This window comes from Massilia sp. DD77 (assembly GCF_036961685.1).
Lineage (GTDB): Bacteria > Pseudomonadota > Gammaproteobacteria > Burkholderiales > Burkholderiaceae_D > Telluria.
The window spans coordinates 1-23,016 of the sequence record NZ_JBAMDH010000038.1; the positions used below are offsets into that span (position 1 = coordinate 1).

Annotated in this window: 23 protein-coding genes; 10 read left to right on the forward strand and 13 right to left on the reverse strand. The window is 65.4% G+C overall.

What is annotated here, in order from left to right; all coding sequences use genetic code 11:
- Nucleotides 1-144 precede the first annotated feature (144 nt).
- Nucleotides 145-1,632 carry a D-alanyl-D-alanine carboxypeptidase/D-alanyl-D-alanine endopeptidase gene (gene dacB / locus V7778_RS20525; RefSeq protein WP_335558658.1) on the reverse strand — a complete coding sequence of 496 codons (1,488 nt, stop codon included), beginning with the start codon at nucleotides 1,630-1,632 and terminating at the stop codon, nucleotides 145-147.
- An 8-nt stretch (nucleotides 1,633-1,640) separates the two neighbouring features.
- Nucleotides 1,641-2,879, reverse strand: coding sequence for a nucleoside recognition domain-containing protein (locus V7778_RS20530; RefSeq protein ID WP_335558659.1), 1,239 nt, complete (start codon nucleotides 2,877-2,879; stop codon nucleotides 1,641-1,643).
- Nucleotides 2,880-3,059: 180 nt separating this feature from the next.
- Here V7778_RS20530 and V7778_RS20535 point away from each other — a divergent pair, with 180 nt between their 5' ends.
- The 5 genes from V7778_RS20535 (at nucleotide 3,060) to V7778_RS20555 (ending at nucleotide 10,068) form a co-directional block, all read left to right on the forward strand.
- Nucleotides 3,060-4,865, forward strand: coding sequence for an ABC transporter substrate-binding protein (locus V7778_RS20535; RefSeq protein WP_335558661.1), 1,806 nt, complete (start codon nucleotides 3,060-3,062; stop codon nucleotides 4,863-4,865).
- Between the two features lie 175 nt (nucleotides 4,866-5,040).
- Nucleotides 5,041-7,887 (forward strand): TonB-dependent receptor domain-containing protein, encoded by a 2,847-nt coding sequence (locus V7778_RS20540; protein WP_335558663.1) that lies wholly within the window; start codon nucleotides 5,041-5,043, stop codon nucleotides 7,885-7,887.
- Between the two features lie 225 nt (nucleotides 7,888-8,112).
- Entirely contained in the window at nucleotides 8,113-9,174 is a 1,062-nt protein-coding gene (locus V7778_RS20545) for a S66 peptidase family protein (protein ID WP_335558665.1), read from the forward strand.
- A 2-nt stretch (nucleotides 9,175-9,176) separates the two neighbouring features.
- The gene (locus V7778_RS20550) at nucleotides 9,177-9,614 is read left to right on the forward strand and encodes a nuclear transport factor 2 family protein (protein WP_335558668.1); all 438 of its coding nucleotides are present in this window, start codon (nucleotides 9,177-9,179) and stop codon (nucleotides 9,612-9,614) included.
- Between the two features lie 40 nt (nucleotides 9,615-9,654).
- A complete protein-coding gene (locus V7778_RS20555) occupies nucleotides 9,655-10,068 on the forward strand; it encodes a YciI family protein (RefSeq protein WP_335558671.1) in 414 nt (137 codons plus the stop codon).
- A 6-nt stretch (nucleotides 10,069-10,074) separates the two neighbouring features.
- On the opposite strand, the gene V7778_RS20560 is transcribed toward V7778_RS20555, so the two are convergent.
- From V7778_RS20560 to V7778_RS20595, 8 genes are all read right to left on the reverse strand, one after another.
- Entirely contained in the window at nucleotides 10,075-11,148 is a 1,074-nt protein-coding gene (locus V7778_RS20560; RefSeq protein WP_335558673.1) for a hypothetical protein, read from the reverse strand.
- A 15-nt stretch (nucleotides 11,149-11,163) separates the two neighbouring features.
- Complete coding sequence (locus V7778_RS20565) at nucleotides 11,164-11,709, reverse strand: GNAT family N-acetyltransferase (RefSeq protein WP_335558675.1); 546 nt, start codon at nucleotides 11,707-11,709, stop codon at nucleotides 11,164-11,166.
- Nucleotides 11,706-12,833 carry an acyl-CoA dehydrogenase family protein gene (locus V7778_RS20570; protein WP_335558678.1) on the reverse strand — a complete coding sequence of 376 codons (1,128 nt, stop codon included), beginning with the start codon at nucleotides 12,831-12,833 and terminating at the stop codon, nucleotides 11,706-11,708. The genes V7778_RS20565 and V7778_RS20570 overlap by 4 nt, the downstream gene beginning before the upstream one ends.
- A 36-nt stretch (nucleotides 12,834-12,869) precedes the next feature.
- A complete protein-coding gene (locus tag V7778_RS20575) occupies nucleotides 12,870-13,538 on the reverse strand; it encodes an SDR family oxidoreductase (protein ID WP_335558679.1) in 669 nt (222 codons plus the stop codon).
- A 91-nt stretch (nucleotides 13,539-13,629) separates the two neighbouring features.
- The gene (locus V7778_RS20580; RefSeq protein ID WP_335558680.1) at nucleotides 13,630-14,829 is read right to left on the reverse strand and encodes an acetyl-CoA C-acyltransferase; all 1,200 of its coding nucleotides are present in this window, start codon (nucleotides 14,827-14,829) and stop codon (nucleotides 13,630-13,632) included.
- The gene (aceK, locus tag V7778_RS20585) at nucleotides 14,822-16,672 is read right to left on the reverse strand and encodes a bifunctional isocitrate dehydrogenase kinase/phosphatase (RefSeq protein ID WP_335558682.1); all 1,851 of its coding nucleotides are present in this window, start codon (nucleotides 16,670-16,672) and stop codon (nucleotides 14,822-14,824) included. The genes V7778_RS20580 and aceK overlap by 8 nt, the downstream gene beginning before the upstream one ends.
- A 253-nt stretch (nucleotides 16,673-16,925) precedes the next feature.
- Nucleotides 16,926-18,110 carry an isovaleryl-CoA dehydrogenase gene (locus V7778_RS20590; protein ID WP_335558685.1) on the reverse strand — a complete coding sequence of 395 codons (1,185 nt, stop codon included), beginning with the start codon at nucleotides 18,108-18,110 and terminating at the stop codon, nucleotides 16,926-16,928.
- Between the two features lie 118 nt (nucleotides 18,111-18,228).
- The gene (locus V7778_RS20595) at nucleotides 18,229-18,630 is read right to left on the reverse strand and encodes a MerR family transcriptional regulator (protein WP_335558686.1); all 402 of its coding nucleotides are present in this window, start codon (nucleotides 18,628-18,630) and stop codon (nucleotides 18,229-18,231) included.
- Between the two features lie 128 nt (nucleotides 18,631-18,758).
- Here V7778_RS20595 and V7778_RS20600 point away from each other — a divergent pair, with 128 nt between their 5' ends.
- From V7778_RS20600 to V7778_RS20610, 3 genes are all read left to right on the forward strand, one after another.
- Nucleotides 18,759-19,823: an MBL fold metallo-hydrolase gene (locus V7778_RS20600; protein WP_335558688.1), complete on the forward strand. Its 1,065-nt coding sequence runs from the start codon at nucleotides 18,759-18,761 to the stop codon at nucleotides 19,821-19,823.
- A gap of 257 nt (nucleotides 19,824-20,080) precedes the next feature.
- A complete protein-coding gene (locus tag V7778_RS20605) occupies nucleotides 20,081-20,500 on the forward strand; it encodes a hypothetical protein (protein ID WP_211521628.1) in 420 nt (139 codons plus the stop codon).
- A gap of 133 nt (nucleotides 20,501-20,633) precedes the next feature.
- Nucleotides 20,634-20,807, forward strand: coding sequence for a hypothetical protein (locus tag V7778_RS20610; protein WP_211521627.1), 174 nt, complete (start codon nucleotides 20,634-20,636; stop codon nucleotides 20,805-20,807).
- 42 nt (nucleotides 20,808-20,849) lie between these two features.
- On the opposite strand, the gene V7778_RS20615 is transcribed toward V7778_RS20610, so the two are convergent.
- Both V7778_RS20615 and grxD read right to left on the reverse strand, forming a co-directional pair.
- Entirely contained in the window at nucleotides 20,850-21,443 is a 594-nt protein-coding gene (locus tag V7778_RS20615; RefSeq protein ID WP_335558691.1) for a UbiX family flavin prenyltransferase, read from the reverse strand.
- Nucleotides 21,436-21,750 (reverse strand): Grx4 family monothiol glutaredoxin, encoded by a 315-nt coding sequence (grxD, locus tag V7778_RS20620; protein WP_211521625.1) that lies wholly within the window; start codon nucleotides 21,748-21,750, stop codon nucleotides 21,436-21,438. Before grxD ends, V7778_RS20615 begins: the two co-directional genes overlap by 8 nt.
- A gap of 143 nt (nucleotides 21,751-21,893) precedes the next feature.
- Here grxD and V7778_RS20625 point away from each other — a divergent pair, with 143 nt between their 5' ends.
- Together V7778_RS20625 and V7778_RS20630 are read left to right on the forward strand one after the other, a co-directional pair.
- A complete protein-coding gene (locus V7778_RS20625) occupies nucleotides 21,894-22,202 on the forward strand; it encodes a hypothetical protein (protein WP_335558693.1) in 309 nt (102 codons plus the stop codon).
- A 57-nt stretch (nucleotides 22,203-22,259) separates the two neighbouring features.
- A complete protein-coding gene (locus V7778_RS20630) occupies nucleotides 22,260-22,538 on the forward strand; it encodes a hypothetical protein (RefSeq protein WP_335558695.1) in 279 nt (92 codons plus the stop codon).
- A 28-nt stretch (nucleotides 22,539-22,566) separates the two neighbouring features.
- On the opposite strand, the gene V7778_RS20635 is transcribed toward V7778_RS20630, so the two are convergent.
- A complete protein-coding gene (locus tag V7778_RS20635) occupies nucleotides 22,567-23,013 on the reverse strand; it encodes a GNAT family N-acetyltransferase (protein WP_335558696.1) in 447 nt (148 codons plus the stop codon).
- Nucleotides 23,014-23,016: the final 3 nt, after the last annotated feature.

Consider the following 23,016-nt stretch of genomic DNA (forward strand, 5'->3'; position numbering starts at 1 on the left):
CTTGGGTCCCCGCCTTCGCGGGGATGACGATTTTCAGCTAGGTGAAATTATCCGGGACAGCAGTGCGCCTACGCGGGGACGACGTGCATGTTTCGTCTTAACTAAACATTGTTACGGTTGAGCCGTGTTTTTACCCAGGTTTGATCACGGCGCCGCCTGCACAACTCCCGCCTGCTGTCCTCCCGACCGCGCTACCCAGTCCACCAGCGCATCCAGCACCGCCCGCCCCTTGCCATTGCCCGCCTGCTCGCTGTTCACCATCGCCACGAACACGCACATCGTCCCGTTCGCATCCGGCACATAGCCTGCCAGCGCCGTCACATTGCGCAGCGTGCCGGTCTTGAGGCGCGCGCGTCCCGCCGCGGCGCTGCCGTGCAGGCGGCGGCGCATGGTGCCGTCCATGGCGACGATCGGCATGCTGGCCTGGAATTCAGGCGCCCAGGGGCTGCGCAGGCCGGCCAGCAGCAGGTAGCCCATCTGCTGGGGGCTGATGCGCTCGATGCGCGACAGGCCGGAACCGTTCTCGATCACGAAGCCGGTGTCGTCGATGCGCTGGTTGCGCATCCACTCGCGCACGGCGGCGTCGGCGCGCGTGAAGGTGGTCTCGCCCTCGCCAGGTGCAGGCAGGGCCACGCTGCCTTTTGCCGGGTCGGATTGCAGGCTGCCCATGCTCAGGAACAGGGTGCGCGCCAGTGCGTTGTCCGAGGGCTTGTTGATGTCGCGGACCAGCTCCGGCAGCATGCGCGCGCTGTGTTCGGCCAGCAGGGTCGATTCCGGCGGCGTGACGCCCGCCACCGTCTTGCCGTTCATGCGCCCGCCCAGCGACTTCCAGGTCTGCCGCACCAGGCGGCCGACGTAGTCGTCGCGGTCCAGCACATTGATGCTGTAGGTCTGGTTGCAGTTCTTCGGGAAGGTCCCGTGCAGGACGATGCGGATCTTCCCATCCTTGCCGCGCACCGCTTCCGGCAGCTTCCAGCCGTCTTCCCACTTGGCGCAGTCGGCGTCGACCAGGGCCATGCTTGACGCGATGCTCACCCCGTCCAGCTCCGGCTGCATGCGCAGCGCCAGGCGCTTGCCGCTTGCGCGCATGTCGACCTGCACCATGTTCTTGTTGACCAGCAGGGCGTCGGGGATCACGTTGTAATACGCTTCCGGCGACTCGTCGAAGGGCGGCGCGACGGCATCCTGGCGCGCCGGCTGGAACAGCTGGCGGTCCAGCACCAGGTCGCCTTCGATGCGCTTCACACCCTGGTAGCGCAGGGCGCGCAGCATGCTTTCGATGGCTTCGCTAGAGAGGTCGACGTCGGCGCCGCCCTTCAGGATCAGGTTCCCGCGCAGGACCCCGCCCTCGATCGTGCCCGTGGTGCGCAGCTCGGTGCGTCCGCGGAACACGGGACCCAGGCGCTCCAGGCCCACCAGGGTGGTCACCAGTTTCATGGTGGAGGCGGGCTGCATCGGCAGGTTCGCCTGGTGCGACAGCACCACCGCGTCGCCCTTCAGCACCAGTACCCCCAGCGCATCCTCGGGCAGGCCGTTCTGCGCCAGGACCTGGGCTACCGGTTCCGGCAGCTGGGCGTGGGCAAAGGCCGAAGCGGCGAACAGGGCGGCGACAAGGACGAGGGGGCGGAACATGGGACTCCTTAACCGAAGAAGAGGTAGGCGACGAAGACGGCGGCGATGATGCCGATCAGGTCGGCCAGCAGGCCGTAGCTGACCGCATAGCGGGTCTTGCGGATGCCGACCGAACCGAAATACAGCGCGATGATGTAGAAGGTGGTGTCGGACGCGCCCTGCAGGATGCTCGACAGCCGGCCGACAAAGGAATCCACGCCATAGGTCTTGATCGCGTCGATCATCATGGCGCGCGCGCCGCTGCCGGACAGAGACTTCATCAGCGCGGTGGGCAGGGCGCCGACGAAGTCGGTCTGCAGTCCGAGCGCGTTGAAGACCCAGGCGAAGCCGCTGACGATCAGGCCCAGGACGCCGGAATTGCGCACCACGCTGATCGCCACGATCATGCCGACCAGGTAGGGAATGATCTTGATCGAGGTTTCGACGCCGGCCTTGGCGCCCTCGATGAAGTTTTCGAAGACATTGACCTTCTTGATCAGGGCCCCCGTCATGAAGGCGGCGATCACCGAAAACAGGACCAGGTTGGCGATCACGTTCGACACCAGCTGGATCTGCGCCTTGTCGAGGAAATACGTAAAGCTGAACACGATCGAGGCGATCAGCGCGGCGGTGCCGCCGATCCAGCCGAACACCACCGGGTCGAGCAGGTTGATGCGCTGGCGCAGGCCGACGGCGATGATGCTGGCGATGGTGGCGGTATAGGTCGCGATCAGGGTCGGGATGAAGATGTCGGCCGGATTGGCCGCGCCCAGCACGGCGCGCTGGGCCATCACCGCCAGCGGAATGATGGTCAGGCCCGAGGTCTGGATCACCAGGAACATGAGCTGGGCGTCGGTGGCCTCGTCCTTCTTCGGGTTGAGCGACTGCAGGCTTTCCATCGCCTTCAGGCCGAAGGGGGTGGCGGCGTTGTCCAGGCCCAGCATGTTGGCCGAGAAGTTCATCACCATGTGGCCGTTGGCCGGATGGTCGCGCGGCACGCCCGGGAAGATACGCGCGAAGAAGGGGCCGATGACGTGCGCGAATACCCGGATCGCACCGGCCTTCTCGCCCACGTTCATGATCCCGAGCCAGAAGGTCATGACACCGGCCAGCGGCAGGGCGATGTCCATCACCGCCATCTTGGCCGAGTCGAAGGTGCCGTCGATGATGCGCTTGAAGATCTCGGTATCGCCCAGGAACATCCATTGAAACAGGGCGGCAATGAAGCCTACGAGGAAAAAGCCGGTCCAGATGTAATTGAGTGCCATGAAGGAATCGCCGCAAAGGTCTGCAGATTGTGCAGCGGAGAGTATAGGCCGGGAAAGTGCTGCCACGATGAAAGAATGCAGCCGCGCCATGCGAAAAAGTTATGCACCGCCGCGCTGTCGCCATTTGCCTGCGCCGGGGGCCGCGCATATGATACGCAACGCCCAACAGGACCCGCCGCCATGAAACTTCGCCTGACCGCCGCCGCCTTGCTGTTCCCCCTGCTCTGTGGCGCCGCCGCTCCACAGGGGGCGCCAGGGGAGAAAATGCGGACAGAAAAAGTCCTGCGCATGTTCCTGTCCACCAGCGAAACCGGGCTCGATCCGGCCGTCGCCTCCGACAACGCCACCTTGTCGCTGCTGGAAAACCTGTTCGACCCCCTGCTGCGCTACGACTACCTGGCGCGCCCCGCCAAGCTGCGCCCCAACACGGCCGCCGCCATGCCCGAGGTGAGTGCCGACGGGCTGAGCTACACCTTCCGCATCCGCCCCGGCATCCTGTTCACGCCCGACCCGGCCTTCAAGGGCGCCCGGCGCGAGGTCACGGCCCAGGACTACGTCTACAGCATCAAGCGCCTGTACGACCCCACGCTCAAGTCGCCCTGGGCCTATATGTTCGAGGGGAAGATCGCCGGCGACGAGACCCTGCGCAAGCGCTACGGCCCCGACGTGCCGGTGGCCGGCCTGCAGGCGCTTGAGCGCTACACCCTGCGCATCCGCCTGAACGCACCGGACAACAACTTCCTGTTCTACCTGGCCACGGCGGCCACCGGCGTGGTGGCGCGCGAGGTGATCGAGGCCTATCCCGGCCAGGCCGGCAACCATCCGGTCGGCACCGGCCCCTTCATGCTCGGCGACTGGAAGCGCAGCGACCGCATCGTCCTGCTGGCCAACCCGGATTCGACGGCGGTGTTCCACGCCACGCCAGGTCACAACGCGGAGGACCGTGCGCTCGCCGCCGCCCTGGAAGGCAAGCGCCTGCCGCGCGTGGACCGGGTGGAAGTGAAGATCGCCGAGGAGTTCCAGGGCCGCATGCTGGGCTTCCTGAACGCCGAATACGATTACCTGGAACAGATTCCCGAATCGATGACCGACATGGTGGTGCGCGACGGCCGGCTCAAGCCGGAGCTGGCGGCGCGCGGCATCGTGCTGTCGCGCTTCCCGGTGCTGCAGACCTATTACATGTGGATGAACATGAACGACCCGGTGGTCGGCGGCTACGGCAAGGACAAGGTGGCCCTGCGGCGCGCGATCTCGATGGCGTATAACAATGCCGAGGACATCGCCCTGCTGAAAAAAGGCTTCGCGATCAAGGCCGAGTCGCCGCTGCCGCCCAATGTGCTGGGCTACGATCCCAGCTATCGCAGCCCGGTGCCCTACGACCCCGCGCTGGCCAACGCGCTGCTGGACCGCCACGGCTACAGCCGGCGCGACCCCGATGGGTTTCGCCGGGCGCCGGACGGCAAGGCGCTGACGCTGACCATGCACAGCGAGGCCACCGTCGGCGGCCGCCTGCGCGACGAACTGTGGCGCAAGTGCCTGAACGCGATCGGCCTGCGCGTGGTGTTCAAGTCGGACAAGAAGACCGAGATCATCAAGGCCTCGCGCCTGGGGACGGTCCAGATGTTCGAGAGTAACTGGATCGCCGACTTCCCCGACGGCGACAACTTCTACCAGCTGCTCTACGGCCCCAACGCGGGCCGCGCCAACTATGCGCGTTTCGACCTGCCGGCCTATAACCTGCGCTACGAACAGGCGCGCCGCCTGAGCGACGGGCCGGAGCGCCAGAAGCTCTACTTCGAGATGAACCAGCTGATCCATGCCTACAACCCCTGGGTGCCGCTGACCCATGTGTTGTCCGGCGACCTGCGCCATCCGTGGTTGAAAAACTACAAACGCCATCCGGTCGAATTCACGGCCTGGCGTTATCTGGATGTCGATGTTGCAGAAAGAGCACGTTCAGCCAGAGGGAGAGGCGGGAATCGGTGAGTTTTTCCTAAGGAAAATATTCCCCTTAGTTATACTGGCCTCTAGATTATTCATTGGATAGCGTTAATTTGTTGCGCTTACTCTCAAGTCAACAAAATAGCGTAATACCAAGAGATTGCGCACAGAGCAGGCCCGGTCCACGGGTCGACGACCAAGGAAACGTTAGGAGAAACGCGTGAAGGTAAAGAAGCTGGCACACATGATCGCCCTGATCGGGGTGATGAGCCCGGCGGTGGCGCAGCAGCAGCCGCCCGTGCAGGGGATGCAGCGGGTGGAAATCACCGGCAGTAGCATCAAGCGCATCGCCAAGGAAGGCGCGCTGCCGGTGGAAATCATCTCGCGCAAGCAGCTCGAAGACCAGGGCATCGTCACCGCCGAACAGCTGATCGCCACCCTCAACGTCAACGGCAACGGCTCGGACAACCTGGCCTCGAACGCCGACGTGACCTCGGGCGCCCAGCGCGGCAACAACGGCGCTTCCTCGGCCAACCTGCGCGGCCAGGGCTCGGATTCCACCCTGGTGCTGCTCAACGGCCGCCGCGTGGCGACCCACGGCATGAAGGGCTCGGCGGTCGACCTGAACTCGATCCCGATGGCGGCGGTGGAGCGCGTCGAAGTGCTGAAGGATGGCGCGTCCTCGACCTACGGCACCGACGCGATCGGCGGCGTGATCAACTTCATCCTGCGCAAGAACTACAAGGGCCTGGAAGCGCAAGGCTTCGTCGACGTGGCCGAAGAGAGCGGCGGCGAAATCGGCCGCGCCTCGCTGACCGGCGGCTGGGGCGACCTGGACAACGACGGCTGGAACGTGCTGGCGACCCTCGCGCACAGCGAGAACAAGGCCCTGCGCGGCGACCAGCGCGACTTCGTGAACACCTTCCAGCCGAACCGCGGCGTGTCGGTCGACACCCGCGGCGCGCCGCACGCCAACATCTTCGCCACCGGCCTGGCGCCGACCCTGCTGTCGCGCACCGGCACCGGCCCGACCCTGCCGGGCGGCACTGTCGGCTACAACGGCATCAGCCTGCTCGACCTGCCGGGCGGCCCGGGCTGCAACAGCATCGACGGCATGGGCGCCTATGACGAGAAGCTGTGGGACACCGCGTCCGCCGCCTTCGGCTGCGCCTGGGACACCGGCCGCGCCGCCGTGCTGCAGCAGCCGGTCAAGAACAGCAACGCCCTCGCGCGCGCCACCTTCCAGTCCGGCGAGCACCAGTTCTTCGCCGAGGCGGTCGGCTCGCGCGTCGAAGTCGCCAAGCGCTTCTCGCCGAACCAGGTCTCGCCGTCGGCATCGACCTTCGGCCCGACCTCGTTCTACCCGAGCACCGGCGCCGCGTATAACACCGTGTACGACGCGCTGGTCAAGCAGTTCCCGGGCATCGCGGCCAACTATGGCCTGCCGATCGCCTACCGCTGGCGCTGCATGGAGTGCGGCAACCGCGAGATCACCACCGAAACCAAGGCCGGCCGCGTGCTGGTCGGCGCCGACGGTCCGCTCAACATCGGCGAGCGCCGCTTCGACTACCGCGTCGGCCTGGCGCGCGCCTACAGCGAGTCGAGCTCGCTGCTGGGCACCGGCTACAACTACACCGCGCCGCTGGCCGCGGCCCTCGGCTCGGGCAAGATCAATCCCTTCCTGATGCCGGGCCAGGCCCAGAGCGCGGAAGCGATCGCCCTGATCAACAGCACCTCGGCCGCCGGCGTCACCCTGTATGGCGGCAAGACCACCATGACCCAGTTCGACGCCGCGCTGTCGGGCGAAGTCTTCAAGCTGCCGGGCGGTTCCGTCATGGCCGCTGTCGGCACCGACCTGCGCCGCGAGGAATACAAGTTCAACGGCGACGAGCGCAACATCGCCGAGCGCCGCGCGATCCTGAACGCGCCCTTCGACGACGTCAACGCACTGGACAAGGTCAAGCGCGACATCAAGGCGGTCTACGCCGAGGTGCTGGTGCCGGTCACCAAGGACCTCGAAGTCACGCTGGCCGTGCGCCGCGACGACTACACGGGCTTCGGCAGCACCACCAACCCGAAGATCTCGTTCCGCTACCAGCCGATCGCGTCACTGCTGTTCCGCGGTTCGTACAACGAAGGCTTCCGCGCCCCGTCCTTCAACCAGCTGTTCAACGGCCTGACCGTCTCGCCGTATGCCGGCAAGGACCTGGCCGACCCGGCCACCTGCCCGGGCGGCAAGGCCGACAGCACCAAGCCTGGCTGCGAATCGGTGAACCCGGAAACCTTGAGCGGCGGCAGGCCGGAGCTGGGTCCTGAAACCGCGAAGCAGGGCAGCATCGGCTTCGTGTTCGAGCCCTCCAGCACCTTCTCGGCCAACGCCGACCTGTGGGAAATCCGCAAGGAAAACACGATCGACTCGTTCAACCTGACGACCATGGTCGCCAACTACGAGTTCTTCCAGGATTCCTTCGTGCGCAACGCCGCCGGCCAGCTGGTCGGCATCGACCAGCGCTGGCTCAACGCCGGCGAGCGCATCACCCGCGGCGTCGAGGTGGGCGCCCGCTTCAACGGCAAGTTCAGCACCGGCTCGCAGTGGAGCGTGGGCATCGACGGTTCGCGCCTGCTGGAGAAGAAGTCGCGCGCCACCACCAACGCACCCTTCGGCGAGAGCGAAGTGGGCCGCTTCGTCTTCACCGGCGACCTGGGCCTGAAGTGGAAGCACAGCGCCTACGCGACCTACAAGTACGGCAACTGGAGCGGCATGCTGCAGAACATCTACCGTTCGGGCTATGACGACCAGGTGCTGCCGGGCGTGGCCAATGGCCTGGTGACGCCGTCGAACTACAACGCGAAAGTGGACGACTACTCGATCTTCCACCTGACCGTGAACTACACCGGCTTCAAGAACCTGACCCTGACCGCCGGCGTGAAGAACCTGCTGGACGAGGATCCGCCGTTCGCGATCACCTACGACAGCAACACCGGCGCCGGCAGCTCGTGGGAACCGCGCGTGGCCGACCCGCGTGGCCGCTCGTTCACCCTGATGGCGACCTATAAGTTCTTCTGATTGGTCCGGTTCGGTCCCATTGGCGGCCCGTCGTCCGCAAGGCGCCCAGCGCCTTGGGCGCGGGCCGTTTTTTCATTAATAGGGAGCAGCCAATGAAACCATTCATCCCGCTGCCCCAAGACCGTCATTCCCGCGCAGGCGGGAACCCAAGTTTGCTCGCGTGTCGACTGTGCATGCAGAACTTGGGTCCCCGCCTGCGCGGGGATGACGTACTACACGTCGCGTATGAAGATTGACCGCCGCGGCTTCGGCGCCCTGGTCGCTGCCGCATTGACCGTGTCCTTCCCCGGCGCCGCCTCCGCCGCACGCCGCCGTTCGCCCCCACGCCCCATGAAACAGCTCATCAAACCCCCACGCCTGCGCCAGGGCGACACCGTCGGCCTGATCGCCCCGGGCGGCTATACCACTGAGCGCGCCATCGAAAAGGCCGTGCGCAACATCGAATCGCTCGGCTTCCGGGTCAAGACCGGCGCCTACCTGCGCTCGGTGTTCGGCAACTATGCCGGCTCCGTCCAGCAGCGCCTGGCCGACCTGCACGCCATGTTCGCGGATCCCGAGGTCAAGGCGATCTGGCCGATCCGCGGCGGCTCCGGCTGCATCTCGCTGCTGTCCGGCCTCGACTACGAACTCATACGCAGGAACCCGAAGGTCCTGCTCGGCTACTCCGACATCACCGCCCTGCACCTGGCTATTTACACACGCGTCGGTCTGGTGACTTTCCACGGCCCGGTGGCCTCGTCGACCATGTCGGACTATTCGCGCGAGCACATGATGGCCGTGCTGACCGATCCGCGCCCGACCTACACCATCCCGATGGCGGCGGAAAACGCCCAGCGCGCGCTCACCGAGCCGCACTACGGCATCCGCACCGTGACCGCGGGCGTGGCCACCGGCCCGCTCATGGGCGGCAACCTGTCGCTGGTGGCCGCGCTGGCCGGCACGCCCTATGCCTGCGACTACCGAGACTGCCTCCTGTTCCTGGAAGAGGTCAACGAGGCGCCCTACCGCATCGACCGCTGGATGACCCAGCTGAACCTGGCCGGCGGCTTCGACCAGGCCGCGGCGCTGATGATCGGCATCTGCGACAACTGCGGACCGGAACACGAAGAGATCTCGCTGACCCTCGACCAGACGCTCGACCTGCACCTGCAGCCCCTGACCATCCCGGCCGTGAGCGGTTATTCCATCGGCCATATCCGCAATCAGTTCACCCTGCCGATGGGCGTGCGCGCCACGCTCGACACCCATAGGCAGACCGTGACCTTGTTAGAGAGCGCCGTCGCCTGACCATGAAGACCATATCCTCCATCTTCCTCGCGCTGGCGCTCGCCGGCGCCCCGATGGCCGCGCAGGCCCTCGACGCCGTGCTGGCCGCGCGCGACGCTTCCTGGAACACCCTGCGCCAGCAGGCCGACGTCGACGCCCTGGAGCGCCTGATCGCGCCCGACTTCGTGCTGGTCCATTCAGACGGGCGGGTCCAGCACAAAGCCGACTACCTGGCCGAGCTGCGCATGCGGCAGCGGGTCAACGGACCAATCGTCAACCAGGAGGTGACGATCCGCGAATACGGCGCGATGGCGGTGGTGAACGGGATCAGCGTGCAGTCGGCGGTCTCGAACGGCAAGCCATGGAGCGGGCGTTTCCGCTTCACGCGCGTGTGGCTGAAGCAGGGCGCCGACTGGGTGCTGGTGTCCTCGCATTCCTCGCGCATCGCCGACCCGTCCTAGGTCCGTGGCATACTGGACCGTTCACACCGGAGAGACCAGCATGATGAAGTTGAAGACCGCCATCCTGCACGCCGCGCTGGGCGCACTGCTGGCCACGCCGCTGGCGCAGGTCCAGGCGCAGGGGTACGATCATGCCCAGGCGGGCAAGCGCCAGCAATTCCTCTACATGCTGCGCGTGGCGCCGCGGCTGCAGGACGAAGCGAGATGGAGCGAGAAGGACAGGGCCGCGACCACGCAGCACTTCGAGCGCCTCAAGCAGGCCACCGAAAAAGGGCAGGTGATCCTGGCCGGGCGTACTTCGGAAACCTTGGACAAGACCTTCGGACTGGTGATCTTCGAGGCCGAGAACGAAGCGGCGGCGCGCAAGTTCATGAACGAGGATCCGGCCGTGAAGGCCGGCATCATGAAGGCGACCTTGCATCCCTATTCGGTGGCGCTGCAGCGCAAGCAGTAACGCGGCTCAATCGGTGGTGAACTGGAACGCGGCCGGATAGATCATTTCGCAAGGCTTGCCCGCACACGAGGCGGGTTTGAAGCGCTGGGTCATGGCCACCATCGAGAGATAGCGTCCCAGGTCCGGATGGGGCGCACCGATCACGCTGGCGCTCTTCGGCGCGCCGTCGGTTCCCACCAGCACATAGACGAGCGCGCTGCCCTCCAGGCCCACGAACTTCTGATAGACATCCGCCGTCGCCTTGTAGAAGGCGCGCGTTCCCTCGAGCGGATAGGGCGGCTCGTCACGCTCGTCCAATGCCGGATAAGCATCACGCACGACGCGTTGCTGGCCGGGCGTCAGTGCCTGCCACGGCGCGTCGAGCGGGGCGAATCCGACGGCGCGTTCGCTACGGAAGCGCGATCCGAAATCGGTACGCTCGCTCTTGAGGGTGAACCGCCCGGGCTCGCGCGCAGCCTCCGGCGCCGCGGCGGCAGGCCTGCCGTCATGGAATTCGCCTTCGTGGACGCTGCCGCTCCCCGCATAGACGATCTTGCCCTTGCCGTTGAACTCGCCCTCGCGCCACTCGCCTTCGTAGCTGCCGCCGAGGGCGAACACCGCCTTGCCGAAGCCATGGCGCTTGCCGGCCTTCCACTGGCCTTCATAGGTCGAGCGGTCGGGTGCAATGTGCATGCCGGCGCCTTCGCGTTTTCCATCGACGACACCGCCTTCGTACAGTCCGCCCTCATTGGCATGCTTGAAATAGCCGGAACCATGCGGCACGCCATGCCTGAAGGTGCCGATGTAGGCGCCGCCCTGGTAGGTGAGGGTGGCTTCGCCGGCGATCTCGCCGCGCACCAGCGTTCCTTCGATGCGGCGCGGCTTCTTTTCGCCGGTCCGCCATTCGAGCGCGCCCTTGCCGTCGGCATAGCCATCCTTGCACCCGCCGTTCCATGCGATCCTGTTGTCCACAGGTGCGGGTTTGAGCGCCGCGATGCGGCAGTCCGCTTCGCCGAGATAGCCCGGCGCGTCGGCTGCGGATACGGCGCCCGGTGCAAGCAGGGCCAGGGCGGAGAGAAGTCGGGCTGTGGTTGGCATCATGAGGAGGACAGGAGGTCAGCGATGCAGGCGGCAGCTCATCATGACCGATCCGATGGATTCGCCATCGATGCGGTACAAGTCGGCGATCTCGCCAATCTGGACAAAACCGGTGCGCTCGTACAGGCGCCGCGCCGCGGTGTTCGCCGACAGCACATCGAGGTCCACCCATGCCAGCGTCGGGGTAGCGCGCGCCCAGGACAGGGCGGCGTCGACCAGGCGCGCCCCCAGGCCGTGGCGGCGGTGGCCGCGGTGGACGCCCATGCCGAGCACGGCGCGGTGCGCCGCCTCGGCTTCCGCATGGGCGCGCAGGTCGATGTGTCCGGCGATGGCGCCGTGCGCGTCGAGTGCGATCCATACGCGGCGCCAACCCGGCTCGTCCAGGGGCGTGGCCATGCCGGCCGTGAAACGCGCGCGCATGGGCTCCGGCACCAGCGGATCGTCCGTGCGCGCCATCGGCTGGAACAGCGCCATGCCGTCCCTGCCGTTCTCCAGCAGCTGTTCGCCCAGGTAGGCGAACAGCGCCGGCAGGTCGCTCTCCTGCGCCAGGCGGATCGCGATCACAGGGCGCGTGCGATCAGGATCTTCTGGATGTCGCTGGTGCCTTCGTAGATCTGGCACACGCGCACGTCGCGGTAGATGCGCTCGACCGGGAAGTCGGCCACGTAGCCGTAGCCGCCGAAGACCTGCATCGCGTCGGACACCACGCGCTCGGCCATCTCGGAGGCGAACAGCTTGGCCATCGCGGCTTCCTTCAGGCAGGGCAGGCCGGCGTCCTTCATCGATGCGGCGTGCAGGATCAGCTGGCGCGCGGCCTCGATCTTCATCGCCATCTCGGCCAGGCGGAACTGCACCGACTGGTGCTCGAAGATCGGCTTGCCGAAGCTCTCGCGCTCCTTGGCGTAGGCCAGCGCCGCTTCATGGGCGGCGCGCGCCATGCCGACCGATTGCGAAGCGATGCCGATGCGGCCGCCCTCCAGGCCGGACAGGGCGATCTTGTAGCCCATGCCTTCCTCGCCAATGAGGTTTTCGGCCGGGACGCGGCAGTTCTCGAACACGATCTGCGCCGTGTCCGAGGAATGCTGGCCCATCTTGTGCTCGATGCCGGCCACGGTGTAGCCCGGCGTATCGGTCGGCACCCAGAAGGCGCTGATGCCCTTCTTGCCGGCCGCCTTATCGGTGACCGCCATGACGATCGCCACGTCGCCGTATTTGCCGCTGGTGATGAACTGCTTGGTGCCGTTGATGACGTACTCGTTGCCGTCGCGGACCGCGGTGGTGCGCAGCGCGGCGGCGTCGCTGCCGGTGTGCGGTTCGGTGAGCGCGAAGGCGCCCAGCATCTCGCCTTGCGCCAGCGGGCGCAGGAAGCGTGCCTTCTGCTCTTCGTTGGCGTACATCATGGCGATGCTGCACACCGGGCAGTTGTTCACCGAGATGATGGTCGAGGTGCCGCCGTCGCCGGCCGCGATTTCCTCCAGCACCAGGGCCAGGGCCACGTAGTCCAGGCCTGCGCCGCCGTACTGTTCCGGCACCGCCACGCCGAAGGCGCCCAGCTGGGCCAGTTCCTTCAGCTCGTCCTTGGGAAAGTAGTGCTCGCGGTCCCAGCGGGCGGCGTTGGGGGCCAGGCGCTCCTGCGCATAGCTGCGCAGGGCGTCGCGGATCATCTGGTGTTCTTCGTTCAGAATCATGGTGTCTCGTTCGTTCTTATGTGCGTTGTGATGTGGTTACCACGGAATCGGGCTGCCGTCGTGGTCCAGGAAGGCGCCGTTGGACGATGCATCCAGTCGTGCCAGCGTGGCGCGCAGGTCGCGCACGCTGTCTTCGGGGGTGAGCGGCGCGCCTGCGCCGCCCATGTCGGTCTGCACCCAGCCCGGATGGAAGGCCACGCAGGTCACGCCCTGCGGGCCATAAGTGAGGGCCGCATCGGCCAGCACGGAGTTGAGCGCGGCCTTGCTGGCGCGGTAAAGCGTGCCTTCGGTGCTGTGGCGCGCACCGATCGATCCCATCTTCGAGGACAGCACGGCCAGCTTGCCCCCGGCGGGAGCGAGCAGCGGCGCCACGATCGGGATCAGGCGCATCGCCGCCAGCACGTTGGTGTGCATGACGCTGTCGAATTCCTGCTGGGTGGGGAAGCTGGAATGGACAGGGCCGTAGACGCCGGCCACCAGCCAGGCGCAGTCGATCTTTTCGTCGTCGAGCCGCCAGCCCAGCGCGGCGATCGAATCGGCGCTGGTGACGTCGAGCGGGTGGGCTTCGGCGCCCAGCGCGGCCAGGGCGTCGCAGTCTTCCTGCTTGCGGGCGGTGGCGATCACGCGCCAGCCGTCCTGCTTGTACTGGCGCACCATCTCGTGGCCGATGCCGCGCGAGGCGCCGAGGATCAGGGCAGTGGGCATGGGAGCTCCTTGGCCATTCATACGGTGATTGAACGCGTCGGCGGCGGAGCCGCCGACCCTAGGGCGCCGGCGTTGCCGCCGGCACCGAACATTACACCAGCTCGACCGCCATCGCGGTCGCTTCGCCGCCGCCGATGCACAGCGAGGCCACGCCGCGCTTGCCGCCGGTGCGCTTCAGCGCGCCCAGCAGGGTGACGATGATGCGCGCGCCCGAGGCGCCGATCGGGTGGCCGAGGGCACAGGCGCCGCCGTGAATGTTGACCTTGCTGTGCGGGATGTCGAGGTCGCGCATGGCGGCCATCGGCACCGCGGCGAAGGCTTCGTTGATCTCGAACAGGTCGACGTCGCTCGCCTTCCAGCCGGTCTTCTTGAACAGCTTCTGCATCGCGCCGATCGGGGCGGTGGTGAACAGGTTCGGTTCCTGCGCATGGGTAGCGTGGCCGATCACGCGGGCGATCGGGGTCAGGCCCAGTTCCTTGGCCTTCGATTCGCGCATCATCACCAGCGCGGCGGCGCCGTCGTTGATCGACGAGGACGAGGCGGCGGTCACGGTGCCGTCCTTCTTGAAGGCCGGCTTGAGCGACGGGATCTTGTCGACCTTGGCCTTCATCGGGCCTTCGTCCTTCTCGATCACCAGTTCGCCGGTGCGGGTCGCAACCGAGACCGGCGCCACTTCCCAGCCGAACCAGCCTTCGTTGTTGGCGGCTTGTGCGCGCTTGACCGATTCGATCGCGAAGTTGTCCTGCTCTTCGCGCGAGAACTGGTAGGTGGCCACGCACTCTTCGGCGAAGGTGCCCATCGAACGGCCTTCGCCGGTCTTCTCGTTGCGCGAGTAGGCGTCTTCCAGGCCGTCGAGCATCATGTGATCGAACATCGGCGCGTGGCCGATGCGGTAGCCGCCGCGCGCCTTCGGGATCAGGTAGGGCGCGTTGGTCATCGATTCCATGCCGCCCGCGACGACCACGTCGGCGCTGCCGGCGACCAGCTGGTCGTGGGCGAAGATCGCGGCCTGCATGGCCGAACCGCACATCTTGGACAGGGTCACGGCGCCGGTCGACATCGGCAGGCCGGCCTTGATCAGGGCCTGGCGCGCCGGGGCCTGGCCCTGGCCCGCCATCAGGCAGTTACCGAAGTAGACGTGTTCCACGGCATCGGCTGCGACGCCGGCGCGCTCCACCGCGGCCTTGATCGCCACCGCGCCGAGATCGCTCGCCGTTTTCGAGGAAAAATCGCCCTGGAAGGCGCCCATCGGGGTACGGGCGGCGCCGACGATAACGACTGGATCATTCATTGTGTAGGTTCTCCATAGAGGGTGGCGATGCATGCGCGGCATGCGGCGCCGTGGTGGGGTTTGCTTCGTGACAGAAACGGATCTGCTGGGGGTAAGGGAAGATGTCGTCGACGACGCCTTCCAGGATGCGGTCCTTGTGCGATTGCCAATAATCGCGGGTCAAGAGATCCGCGTGGTGCTGCATGAAATGGTGGCGAATGGCCGGATTTCCAAGGAGGAAACGGCCAAACTGTTCCGGGAACACGTCGTGCTTGCCGATCGGGTACCAGGGTTCCGAGGCCATCTCGTCCTCCTCGTTGCGCGCCTGCGGGATGTCGCGGAAATTGCAGTCGGTGAGGTACTCGATCTCATCGTAGTCGTAGAACACGACGCGGCCGTGGCGGGTCACGCCGAAGTTCTTGTACAGCATGTCGCCGGGGAAGATATTCGCCGCGACCAGGTCCTTGATGGCATTGCCGTATTCGATGATGCCATGTTCGACCAGCTCCTGCTTGCCCTGCTGCTGGGCGTCGGCCAGGAACAGGTTCAGCGGCACCATGCGGCGCTCGATGTAGAGGTGGCGGATGACGATGCACTCGCCTTCGATCTCGACCAGCGAGGGCGCATATTTGTTGAGCTCGTCGAGCAGTTCCTCGGAAAAGCGCGCCCGCGGGAAGGCCACGTTCGAGTACTCGAGCGTGTCGGCCATGCGGCCCACGCGGTCGTGGTACTTCACCAGCAGGTATTTTTCCTTGACCTGGGCGCGCGTGGTGTCCTTCGGCGGCGGGTAGAAGTCCTTGATCACCTTGAATACATAGGGGAATGACGGCAGCTCGAACACCAGCATCACCAGGCCGCGGATGCCGGGCGCGATGCGGAAATCGTCCGAACTGTGCTTCAGGTGCTGCAAAAAGTCGCGGTAGAACAGGGCCTTGCCCTGCTTTTGCAGGCCGAGGATGGTGTAGATCTCGCTCCTGGCCTTCCTGGGCATGCAGCCGCGCAGGAAAGTCACATAGGCCGAGGGCACTTCCATGTCCACCAAAAAATAGGCGCGCGTGAAGGAGAACAGGACGACGATCTGTTCCTGGTCGGTCAGCACGGTGTCGAGCACCAGCCGGCGCCGCTTTTCGTGGCCCGGCGGCTGATGCAGCACCGGGATCACGAACGGATACTCGCGCGCGCCATTGATCACGCGGCCGACGATGTAGGCGCCCTTGTTGCGGAAGAACAGGCTGGACAGCACCTGGAACTGCAGGTTCGGCTCCGGCCGATCCAGTCCGAAATGTTCCGTCATGCGCGCCTCGACCAGCCTGACGTCGCGGTCGAGGTCGACGAAGTCCGCGTCGAGCTGGAAGTTGGTGACGATGCGCTTGAGCGCGAAGCGCAGGCCGTCCGCCGCCGGGTAGTAGACGCGGTAGGTGGGCAGCAGTTCCTCGGTCTCGATGTACTCGGTCGATATCACCGGGCGCACGAAGATGTAGTCGTTGTGGTAGTAGGTGCGGTGCAGGATCTGGCAGCTGACCGAATTGAAGAAGGTCTCGGCCAGTTCCGGCTGCTTGTGGCCGGCGAGCAGGCCGATGTAGTGCAGCTTGATCTCGCGCCAGACGCGGTCGGTGAGGTCCTCGGGGGCGTAGTCGTCCTCGAGCGCCTGCACGCATTCCTGCACGCGCTGGTCGTAATAGCCGATGCGCGCTCGCGCGGCTTGCTGGGCGGTGGGCCAGTCGGCTTGCTCAAACAGGCGCTTGGCCTGCTGGCTGGCCTGGCGGAACAGGCGGTAGTGCTTGTCGAAGCCGTCCAGGATGGTGCGCGCGATATCGAATGCGATCTGGGAAGACAGCAGTTTGGGGAACGCAACTTGTGTCATCGTTCGTCTCGCGCGGGTCCGGGAGCGGACATTCTACGGCAACTTGTGCAGTGCAGCAGTATCAAGGATCATTAGCCTTAACCCGTCGTCCCCGCGAAGGCGGGGATCCAAGTTCGCGGGCGTACCAGTTTCTTGAAACGCCAGTGGTATGCGTAAAACTTGGGTTTCCGCCTGCGCGGGGAGTCATTGACGCCAGTGGCGGGAATGACGGTGCATGGGTTAGCGGGGGAATGCCGCTAACCCGGCGCCGGCTTTACATCGTCTCGCCAAACAGCTCACGCCCGATCAGCATGCGGCGGATCTCGCTGGTGCCCGCGCCGATCTCGTACAGCTTGGCGTCGCGCCACAGGCGGCCGACCGGGTATTCGTTGATGTAGCCGTTGCCGCCCAGGGTCTGGATCGCTTCGCCCGCCATCCAGGTGGCCTTCTCGGCGCTGTACAGGATGGCGCCGGCGGCGTCCTTGCGCAGGGCGCGCACCGCCGCCGCGTTGTCGGCGCGGTCGCAGGCCTGGCCCACGGCGTACACATAAGCGCGGCATGCCATCATGGTCGAATACATGTCGGCGATCTTGCCCTGCATCAATTGGAACTCACCAATGGCCTGGCCGAACTGCTTGCGCTCGTGGATGTAAGGAACGACCACGTCCATGCAAGCCGACATGATGCCCAGCGGACCGCCCGACAGCACGGTGCGCTCGAAGTCCAGGCCCGACATCAGCACGTTGACGCCCTTGCCCACGCCGCCCAGCACGTTCTCGACCGGGACTTCGCAGTCCTGGAACACCAGTTCGCCGGTGTGCGAGCCGCGCATGCCCAGCTTGTCCAGCTTCTGGGCGATCGAGAAGCCCTTGAAGCCTTTTTCGATCAGGAAGGCGGTCATGCCGCGCGGCCCGGCTTCGAGGTCGGTCTTGGCGTAGACGACCAGGGTGTCGGCGTCCGGACCGTTGGTGATCCACATCTTGGTGCCGTTCAGGACGTAGCGGTCGCCCTTCAGTTCGGCCTTGAGCTTCATGCTGACCACGTCGGAACCGGCGTTCGGCTCGGACATCGCCAGGGCGCCCACGTGCTCGCCCGAGATCAGCTTGGGCAGGTACTTGCGCTTCTGCTCTTCGCTGCCGTTGCGCTTGATCTGGTTGACGCACAGGTTCGAGTGGGCGCCGTAGGACAGGCCGACCGAGGCCGAAGCGCGCGAGATCTCTTCCATGGCCACGATGTGCGCCAGGTAGCCCATGTTGGCGCCGCCGTATTCCTCGCCGACGGTGATGCCCAGCAGGCCCAGCTCGCCCATCTTTTTCCACAGGTCCATCGGGAACTGGTCGGTGCGGTCGATCTCCGCGGCGCGCGGTGCGATTTCGGCTGCGGCGAACTGTTGGACTGCTTCGCGCAGTGCGGCGATGTCTTCGCCATGGTCAAAGGTCAAGCCTGGGAGATGCAGCATGTCGTCCTCACGATGAACGGTGGTTGAGCAGGAGCCTGAATCATACTCGCCTGTGACGTTAACGTAAACGTCAACTAAAGCGCAAAAAAAGGGGCCCGTCGACAGGCCCGCCTAAGCCTTATGCCGCGCTGCGGTCTGCCTCATCTTCGAGCAGCAGGCGGCGGCATTCGTCTTCATGGGCCGAGATTTCTTCCAGCGCCATCTCGATATCGGCGCGCTGTTGTTCCAAAGTCACGCGCTGCTGGGCCAGCACGCCGAGGAAGCGGTTGATCTGGGCATGGGTGTCCTTGGGCGACTCGTACATGTCGACGATGCTCTTGATCTCGGACAAAGTCAGGCCGAGGCGCTTGCCGCGCAGGGTCAGCTTGAGGCGGGTGCGGTCGCGCGGGGTATATACGCGGTTGCGTCCGCCCACGCCTTCGCGCTTGGGGCTGAGCAGGCCCTGGTCTTCATAGAAACGGATCGCGCGGGCGGTGATGTCGAATTCGCGTGCCAGTTCGGCGATGGTGTAGGTGGCCATGGTGTGCGGTGGCGGTCAAAAAGTCTCAAAACACGGAATCGCTTAAAATCGTCGATGCCATTTTCCGTTTACGTCAACGTCAATCGCATTGTAGCGCGCCCGCCTTTCCACGAACACGAAAGATTTCCATGAACCCGCTCGAGTCCCAGCTCGCCTACCCATTTGGCGACACCATTCCCGCCCCCGGCGCGCTGCACGAAATCGTCCCCGGGCTGCGCTGGGCGCGCATGCCCCTGCCGTTCGCGCTGGATCACATCAACCTGTGGCTGCTGGAGGACGAGCAGGAAGGCCGCCAGGGCTGGAGCCTGGTCGACTGCGGCGCCGGCACCGACGCCACCCGCGCCGCATGGGAGCAGGTGCTGGCCGAGGGCCTGGCGGGCGCACCGCTGGTGCGCGTGATCGCCACCCATTGCCATCCCGACCACGTGGGCCTGTCCGGCTGGCTGTGCGAGCGCTTCGGGGCGCCGTTCTGGACCACCACCGGCGAATTCGCCTTCGCGCGCATGATGGCGGCGGCCCTGCCGGGCGTGGACGGGCCCTCGGCCATTCCCCACTTCGAGCGCCATGGCCTGACCGACCCGGCGCTGCTGGAGCAGATGCGCAGCCGCCGCAACTACTATCCCAGCCTGGTCCCCGCCGTGCCCGCCTCCTACACGCGCCTGCAGGACGGGGACGAAGTGAGGATCGGCGGCCATGGCTGGCGCGTGATCACCGGCTTCGGCCATTCGCCGGAGCACGCGTCGCTGTATTCGGAAGAACTGAAGGTGCTGGTCTCGGGCGACATGGTATTGCCGCGGATCTCGACCAATGTCTCGGTGTTCGCGGTCGAGCCGGAAGGCAACCCGCTCCAGCTCTACCTCGACTCGCTCGGCAAGTTCGCCGATCTGCCCGAGGACACCCTGGTGCTGCCCGCCCACGGCAAGCCCTTCCGCGGCCTGCATACCCGCATCGCTCAGTTGCGCGCCCACCACACTGCGCGGCTGGCCGAGGTCGTGGCGGCCTGCGCCGAGCCGAAGTCGGCGGTGGACATCGTGCCCATCATGTTCCGGCGCCAGCTCGACGCCCACCAGCTCAGCTTTGCGCTGGGCGAGGCGCTGGCCCACCTGCACAAGCTGTGGCGAGATGGTGTCTTGCTGCGAATAAACAGCATGGATGACATCATACGTTTTCAGTCTGTTCCTAACAAATTGTAACTGTAGTCTTATTAAAATTTAGTAAATACATCCTAAGTAACAAGCTGCAAATCGTGCGGCGTTCTTCGAATATTTCAGTTAGGCTACATTTTGTGGAAGGTTCATACTTCCATGGGTTGCTGTCAGTAATCGTTGCACTACCGAAAATTCTCTTAAAAAATCACATCTTTGTTACTTTTTAGGGGTATGATTCACCCGAGGCCTGCTCATCAGTAGAGAGTTTGCCGTCCGCTTACGCAACATTAAGTAGTTTCTAAATGAATTCGACGAATGAACGGGAGAGCTTCAGCGAGCGACTGCAGCAGGCCCTGAAAAACGCACACTATTCCCCCGACAGCCCGACCCGGCTGGCGCGGGAATTCAATATTCGCTTTGAAGGACGTCCTATTACCGTGCACGCGGCCCGCAAGTGGCTGGTGGGCGAGGCGATCCCTACCCAGGAAAAGCTGCGCATGATCGCCCAGTGGCTGGGCGTGCCTGCCGACTGGCTGCGCTTCGGCGGCGGCGAGCAGGCTGCCAATGCGGAATCCGGCGCCAATGGCGCCGCGCGCTTCGAGTCGGCCGACGTCAAGCTGATCGCCGACCTGCAACGCCTGGATGAACATCACCGCCAGCTGGCGCGCGAGTTCATCCGCATGCTGGTGCGCATGCACCACCAGAAGACAGATCAAAAATAAGGCAGGTCTGTTGGACGTTGTCGTAGTGCACTTTTCGTGAAGCCGGGACCGCACAAACCTGCGATCCTGGTACATAATCCATTACAGGTGGCAGCGGTTTTCGCCACCGGTCACGTCAAGGAGCAGCTGCCGCATGCGAAACAACTACGCCAACACCGCTCAGCTCAAGGAACTGATGACCGCACCGCCGATGACGGCGGCGCGCCACGCCGAGGTCATGCGAGAACGCAACGCCCGGCGGCGGATGATCGAAGAAGCACGTGAGCTGAAAAAGGCCGACAACGACCTGTTCGAAGAAAAACGCTGACCCGCCCCGGGTTGGCTCCGAGTCCCGGCCTGGGCAAGCCGCTCAGGCGTCCGGCGCAGCCTTCATGCCGCTCCAGCGGGCGGCCTGGGCATTCTCAAGCCCAAGCAAATCCATCACCCGGTCGACACTGTGCTCGACCATCTCCTCGATCGACGCCGGCCGGTGATAAAAGCTGGGCAGGGGCGGAAACACGATGCCGCCCATTTCGGTCACGGCCGTCATGTTGCGCAGGTGGGCCAGGTTGAAGGGCGTCTCGCGCACCATCAGCACCAGGCGCCGGCGCTCCTTCAGCATCACGTCCGCCGCGCGGGTGACCAGGTTATCCGACAGGCCATGGGCCACGGCGGCCAGGGTCTTCATGGAGCAGGGGGCGATCACCATGCCGTCGACCTGGAACGAACCGCTGGCGATCGAGGCGCCGATGTCGCGGTTGCGGTGCACGACCTGGGCCAGGGCCTCGGCGTCGCGCCGCTGCAGGCCCAGTTCCTGGTGCAGGGTGAGGGTGGCGGCGTCGGAAACGACCAGGTGGGTCTCGACGCAGGGAGTGGCGTTCAGCCGCCGCAGCAGCTGCACGCCATAGGTTGCGCCGGTCGCGCCGGTGATGGCGACGGTGATCCGGCGCGGGCGATCAGCCATTCTGCAGCAGGGTTTGCAGTTCGCCCGATTCGTACATCTCGTTCATGATGTCCGAGCCGCCGATGAATTCGCCGCGCACGTAGAGCTGCGGGATGGTCGGCCAGTTCGAGTAGTCCTTGATGCCCTGGCGGACTTCCGCGTCTTCCAGCACGTTGACGGTGGCGATGTTATCCACGCCGCATGCCTTCAGGATCTGGATGGCGCGGCCCGAGAAGCCGCACTGCGGGAACTGGGCGGTGCCCTTCATGAACAGCACGACCGGGGTGTTGGTCACGGTTTCTTTGATCCAGGTTTGTACGTCGCTCATTTGTTCTGCCTTTGGGGGGAAATGGTGGATGGCGACATTCTATAAGATTCGACGAAAGCCGTCCGCCGGCTGCCGTGGTTTTTCGAGAGAGATGATGCCGTTCGATGCGCTACCATTGCCGGATACTCACTAGTTACTTGCCAATGAAGCAAACTCCTTTCTCCACCATGTCGCCTGCCTTCATGTGGGGCTTCGCGGCTTTCCTGGGCATTCCAGGCTTGTACGATTTAATCCAGGGGCTCCGGCTGCACCTGGGCCAGCAGGTCTTCCATGCGGCCGGCGCGCTGGCGCTGGCCGCCTTCCTGGTCTGGTATGCCCTGCAGCGCCGTGCCGGACGAACCGAGCGGCTGGCGTCGCCGCGTGCGACGCTGGTTGGCTACGTTTGCCTCGGCCTGTGCGTGGGCGGTTTCCTGGCCAAGCTTGCCGGCAAGGCGCTGCAGGTGTTCGGCTGACGCAATCCCGGGCTTGCGGTATGATCGCCCGGTTTTGACGCCAACCGGAGCTGCACCATGCAACAACCCCCCAACCGCGGCCCCTCGACGGGCATGAACCTCGTCATCGCGACACTGCTCGGCATCCCCGGCATCATCAACATCGTCGCCGGCATCTCGCACGCGAGCATCGGTGGCCTCCTGTCCGGCATCGCGGCCCTGGTCTACGCAGGCCTGCTCGTGCGCGACGCCCTGCACGTGAAGAAAACCGGCCGTCCGGCCATGGCGCAGAAACACATGCTCCTGATCGGCTTCGCCTGCCTGTCGATCTACCTGCTCGGGGTCTTCCTCAAGTAGGCGGCGTGCCCGCGCTTCAGAACCAGCTTCAGAGCCAGCGGCCGAGGCAGGCCGAGGCCTGGCTCCCCACATACTTGCCGTAGGCCGGCACCGGCACGTAGCCGTTGCGGCGATAGAAATCCATGGCGCGCCGGTTGACGCGGCGCGTCGACAGCCACACTTCGCTGTAGCCGAAGATCACGGCATGCCATTCCAGCGCCGCCAGGATGTTCTTGCCCGCATGGCTGCCCGGGCGCGCATACATGCGCTTGAATTCCGCCACATCGGGCGTCAAGGGACGCAGGGCGCCGCAGCCGACCGCCACACCCTGGTCATCGCGCGCCACCAGGAATACCGAACGCGGGCCGCGCACGTCCTGGGGGTCGAAGGAGGCGGCGCCGCTGTCGCCCGTGATCGCACTCAGGGCGGCGCCCAGTTCCGCGAGCAGCACCACGGCATCCAGGCTGTCGGGATCGGCGCTGCCGAGCGTGATCATGGC

Excerpts from the sequence above, each read along its gene's own strand:
- dacB (WP_335558658.1), bottom strand. The coding sequence starts at position 1,632 with ATGTTCCGCCCCCTCGTCCTTGTCGCCGCCCTGTTCGCCGCTTCGGCC.
- V7778_RS20530 (WP_335558659.1), bottom strand. The coding sequence starts at position 2,879 with ATGGCACTCAATTACATCTGGACCGGCTTTTTCCTCGTAGGCTTCATT.
- V7778_RS20535 (WP_335558661.1), top strand. The coding sequence starts at position 3,060 with ATGAAACTTCGCCTGACCGCCGCCGCCTTGCTGTTCCCCCTGCTCTGT.
- V7778_RS20545 (WP_335558665.1), top strand. The coding sequence starts at position 8,113 with ATGAAGATTGACCGCCGCGGCTTCGGCGCCCTGGTCGCTGCCGCATTG.
- V7778_RS20550 (WP_335558668.1), top strand. The coding sequence starts at position 9,177 with ATGAAGACCATATCCTCCATCTTCCTCGCGCTGGCGCTCGCCGGCGCC.
- V7778_RS20555 (WP_335558671.1), top strand. The coding sequence starts at position 9,655 with ATGATGAAGTTGAAGACCGCCATCCTGCACGCCGCGCTGGGCGCACTG.
- V7778_RS20560 (WP_335558673.1), bottom strand. The coding sequence starts at position 11,148 with ATGATGCCAACCACAGCCCGACTTCTCTCCGCCCTGGCCCTGCTTGCA.
- V7778_RS20570 (WP_335558678.1), bottom strand. The coding sequence starts at position 12,833 with ATGATTCTGAACGAAGAACACCAGATGATCCGCGACGCCCTGCGCAGC.
- V7778_RS20575 (WP_335558679.1), bottom strand. The coding sequence starts at position 13,538 with ATGCCCACTGCCCTGATCCTCGGCGCCTCGCGCGGCATCGGCCACGAG.
- V7778_RS20580 (WP_335558680.1), bottom strand. The coding sequence starts at position 14,829 with ATGAATGATCCAGTCGTTATCGTCGGCGCCGCCCGTACCCCGATGGGC.
- aceK (WP_335558682.1), bottom strand. The coding sequence starts at position 16,672 with ATGACACAAGTTGCGTTCCCCAAACTGCTGTCTTCCCAGATCGCATTC.
- V7778_RS20590 (WP_335558685.1), bottom strand. The coding sequence starts at position 18,110 with ATGCTGCATCTCCCAGGCTTGACCTTTGACCATGGCGAAGACATCGCC.
- V7778_RS20595 (WP_335558686.1), bottom strand. The coding sequence starts at position 18,630 with ATGGCCACCTACACCATCGCCGAACTGGCACGCGAATTCGACATCACC.
- V7778_RS20600 (WP_335558688.1), top strand. The coding sequence starts at position 18,759 with ATGAACCCGCTCGAGTCCCAGCTCGCCTACCCATTTGGCGACACCATT.
- V7778_RS20605 (WP_211521628.1), top strand. The coding sequence starts at position 20,081 with ATGAATTCGACGAATGAACGGGAGAGCTTCAGCGAGCGACTGCAGCAG.
- V7778_RS20610 (WP_211521627.1), top strand. The coding sequence starts at position 20,634 with ATGCGAAACAACTACGCCAACACCGCTCAGCTCAAGGAACTGATGACC.
- V7778_RS20615 (WP_335558691.1), bottom strand. The coding sequence starts at position 21,443 with ATGGCTGATCGCCCGCGCCGGATCACCGTCGCCATCACCGGCGCGACC.
- grxD (WP_211521625.1), bottom strand. The coding sequence starts at position 21,750 with ATGAGCGACGTACAAACCTGGATCAAAGAAACCGTGACCAACACCCCG.
- V7778_RS20625 (WP_335558693.1), top strand. The coding sequence starts at position 21,894 with ATGAAGCAAACTCCTTTCTCCACCATGTCGCCTGCCTTCATGTGGGGC.
- V7778_RS20630 (WP_335558695.1), top strand. The coding sequence starts at position 22,260 with ATGCAACAACCCCCCAACCGCGGCCCCTCGACGGGCATGAACCTCGTC.
- V7778_RS20635 (WP_335558696.1), bottom strand. The coding sequence starts at position 23,013 with ATGATCACGCTCGGCAGCGCCGATCCCGACAGCCTGGATGCCGTGGTG.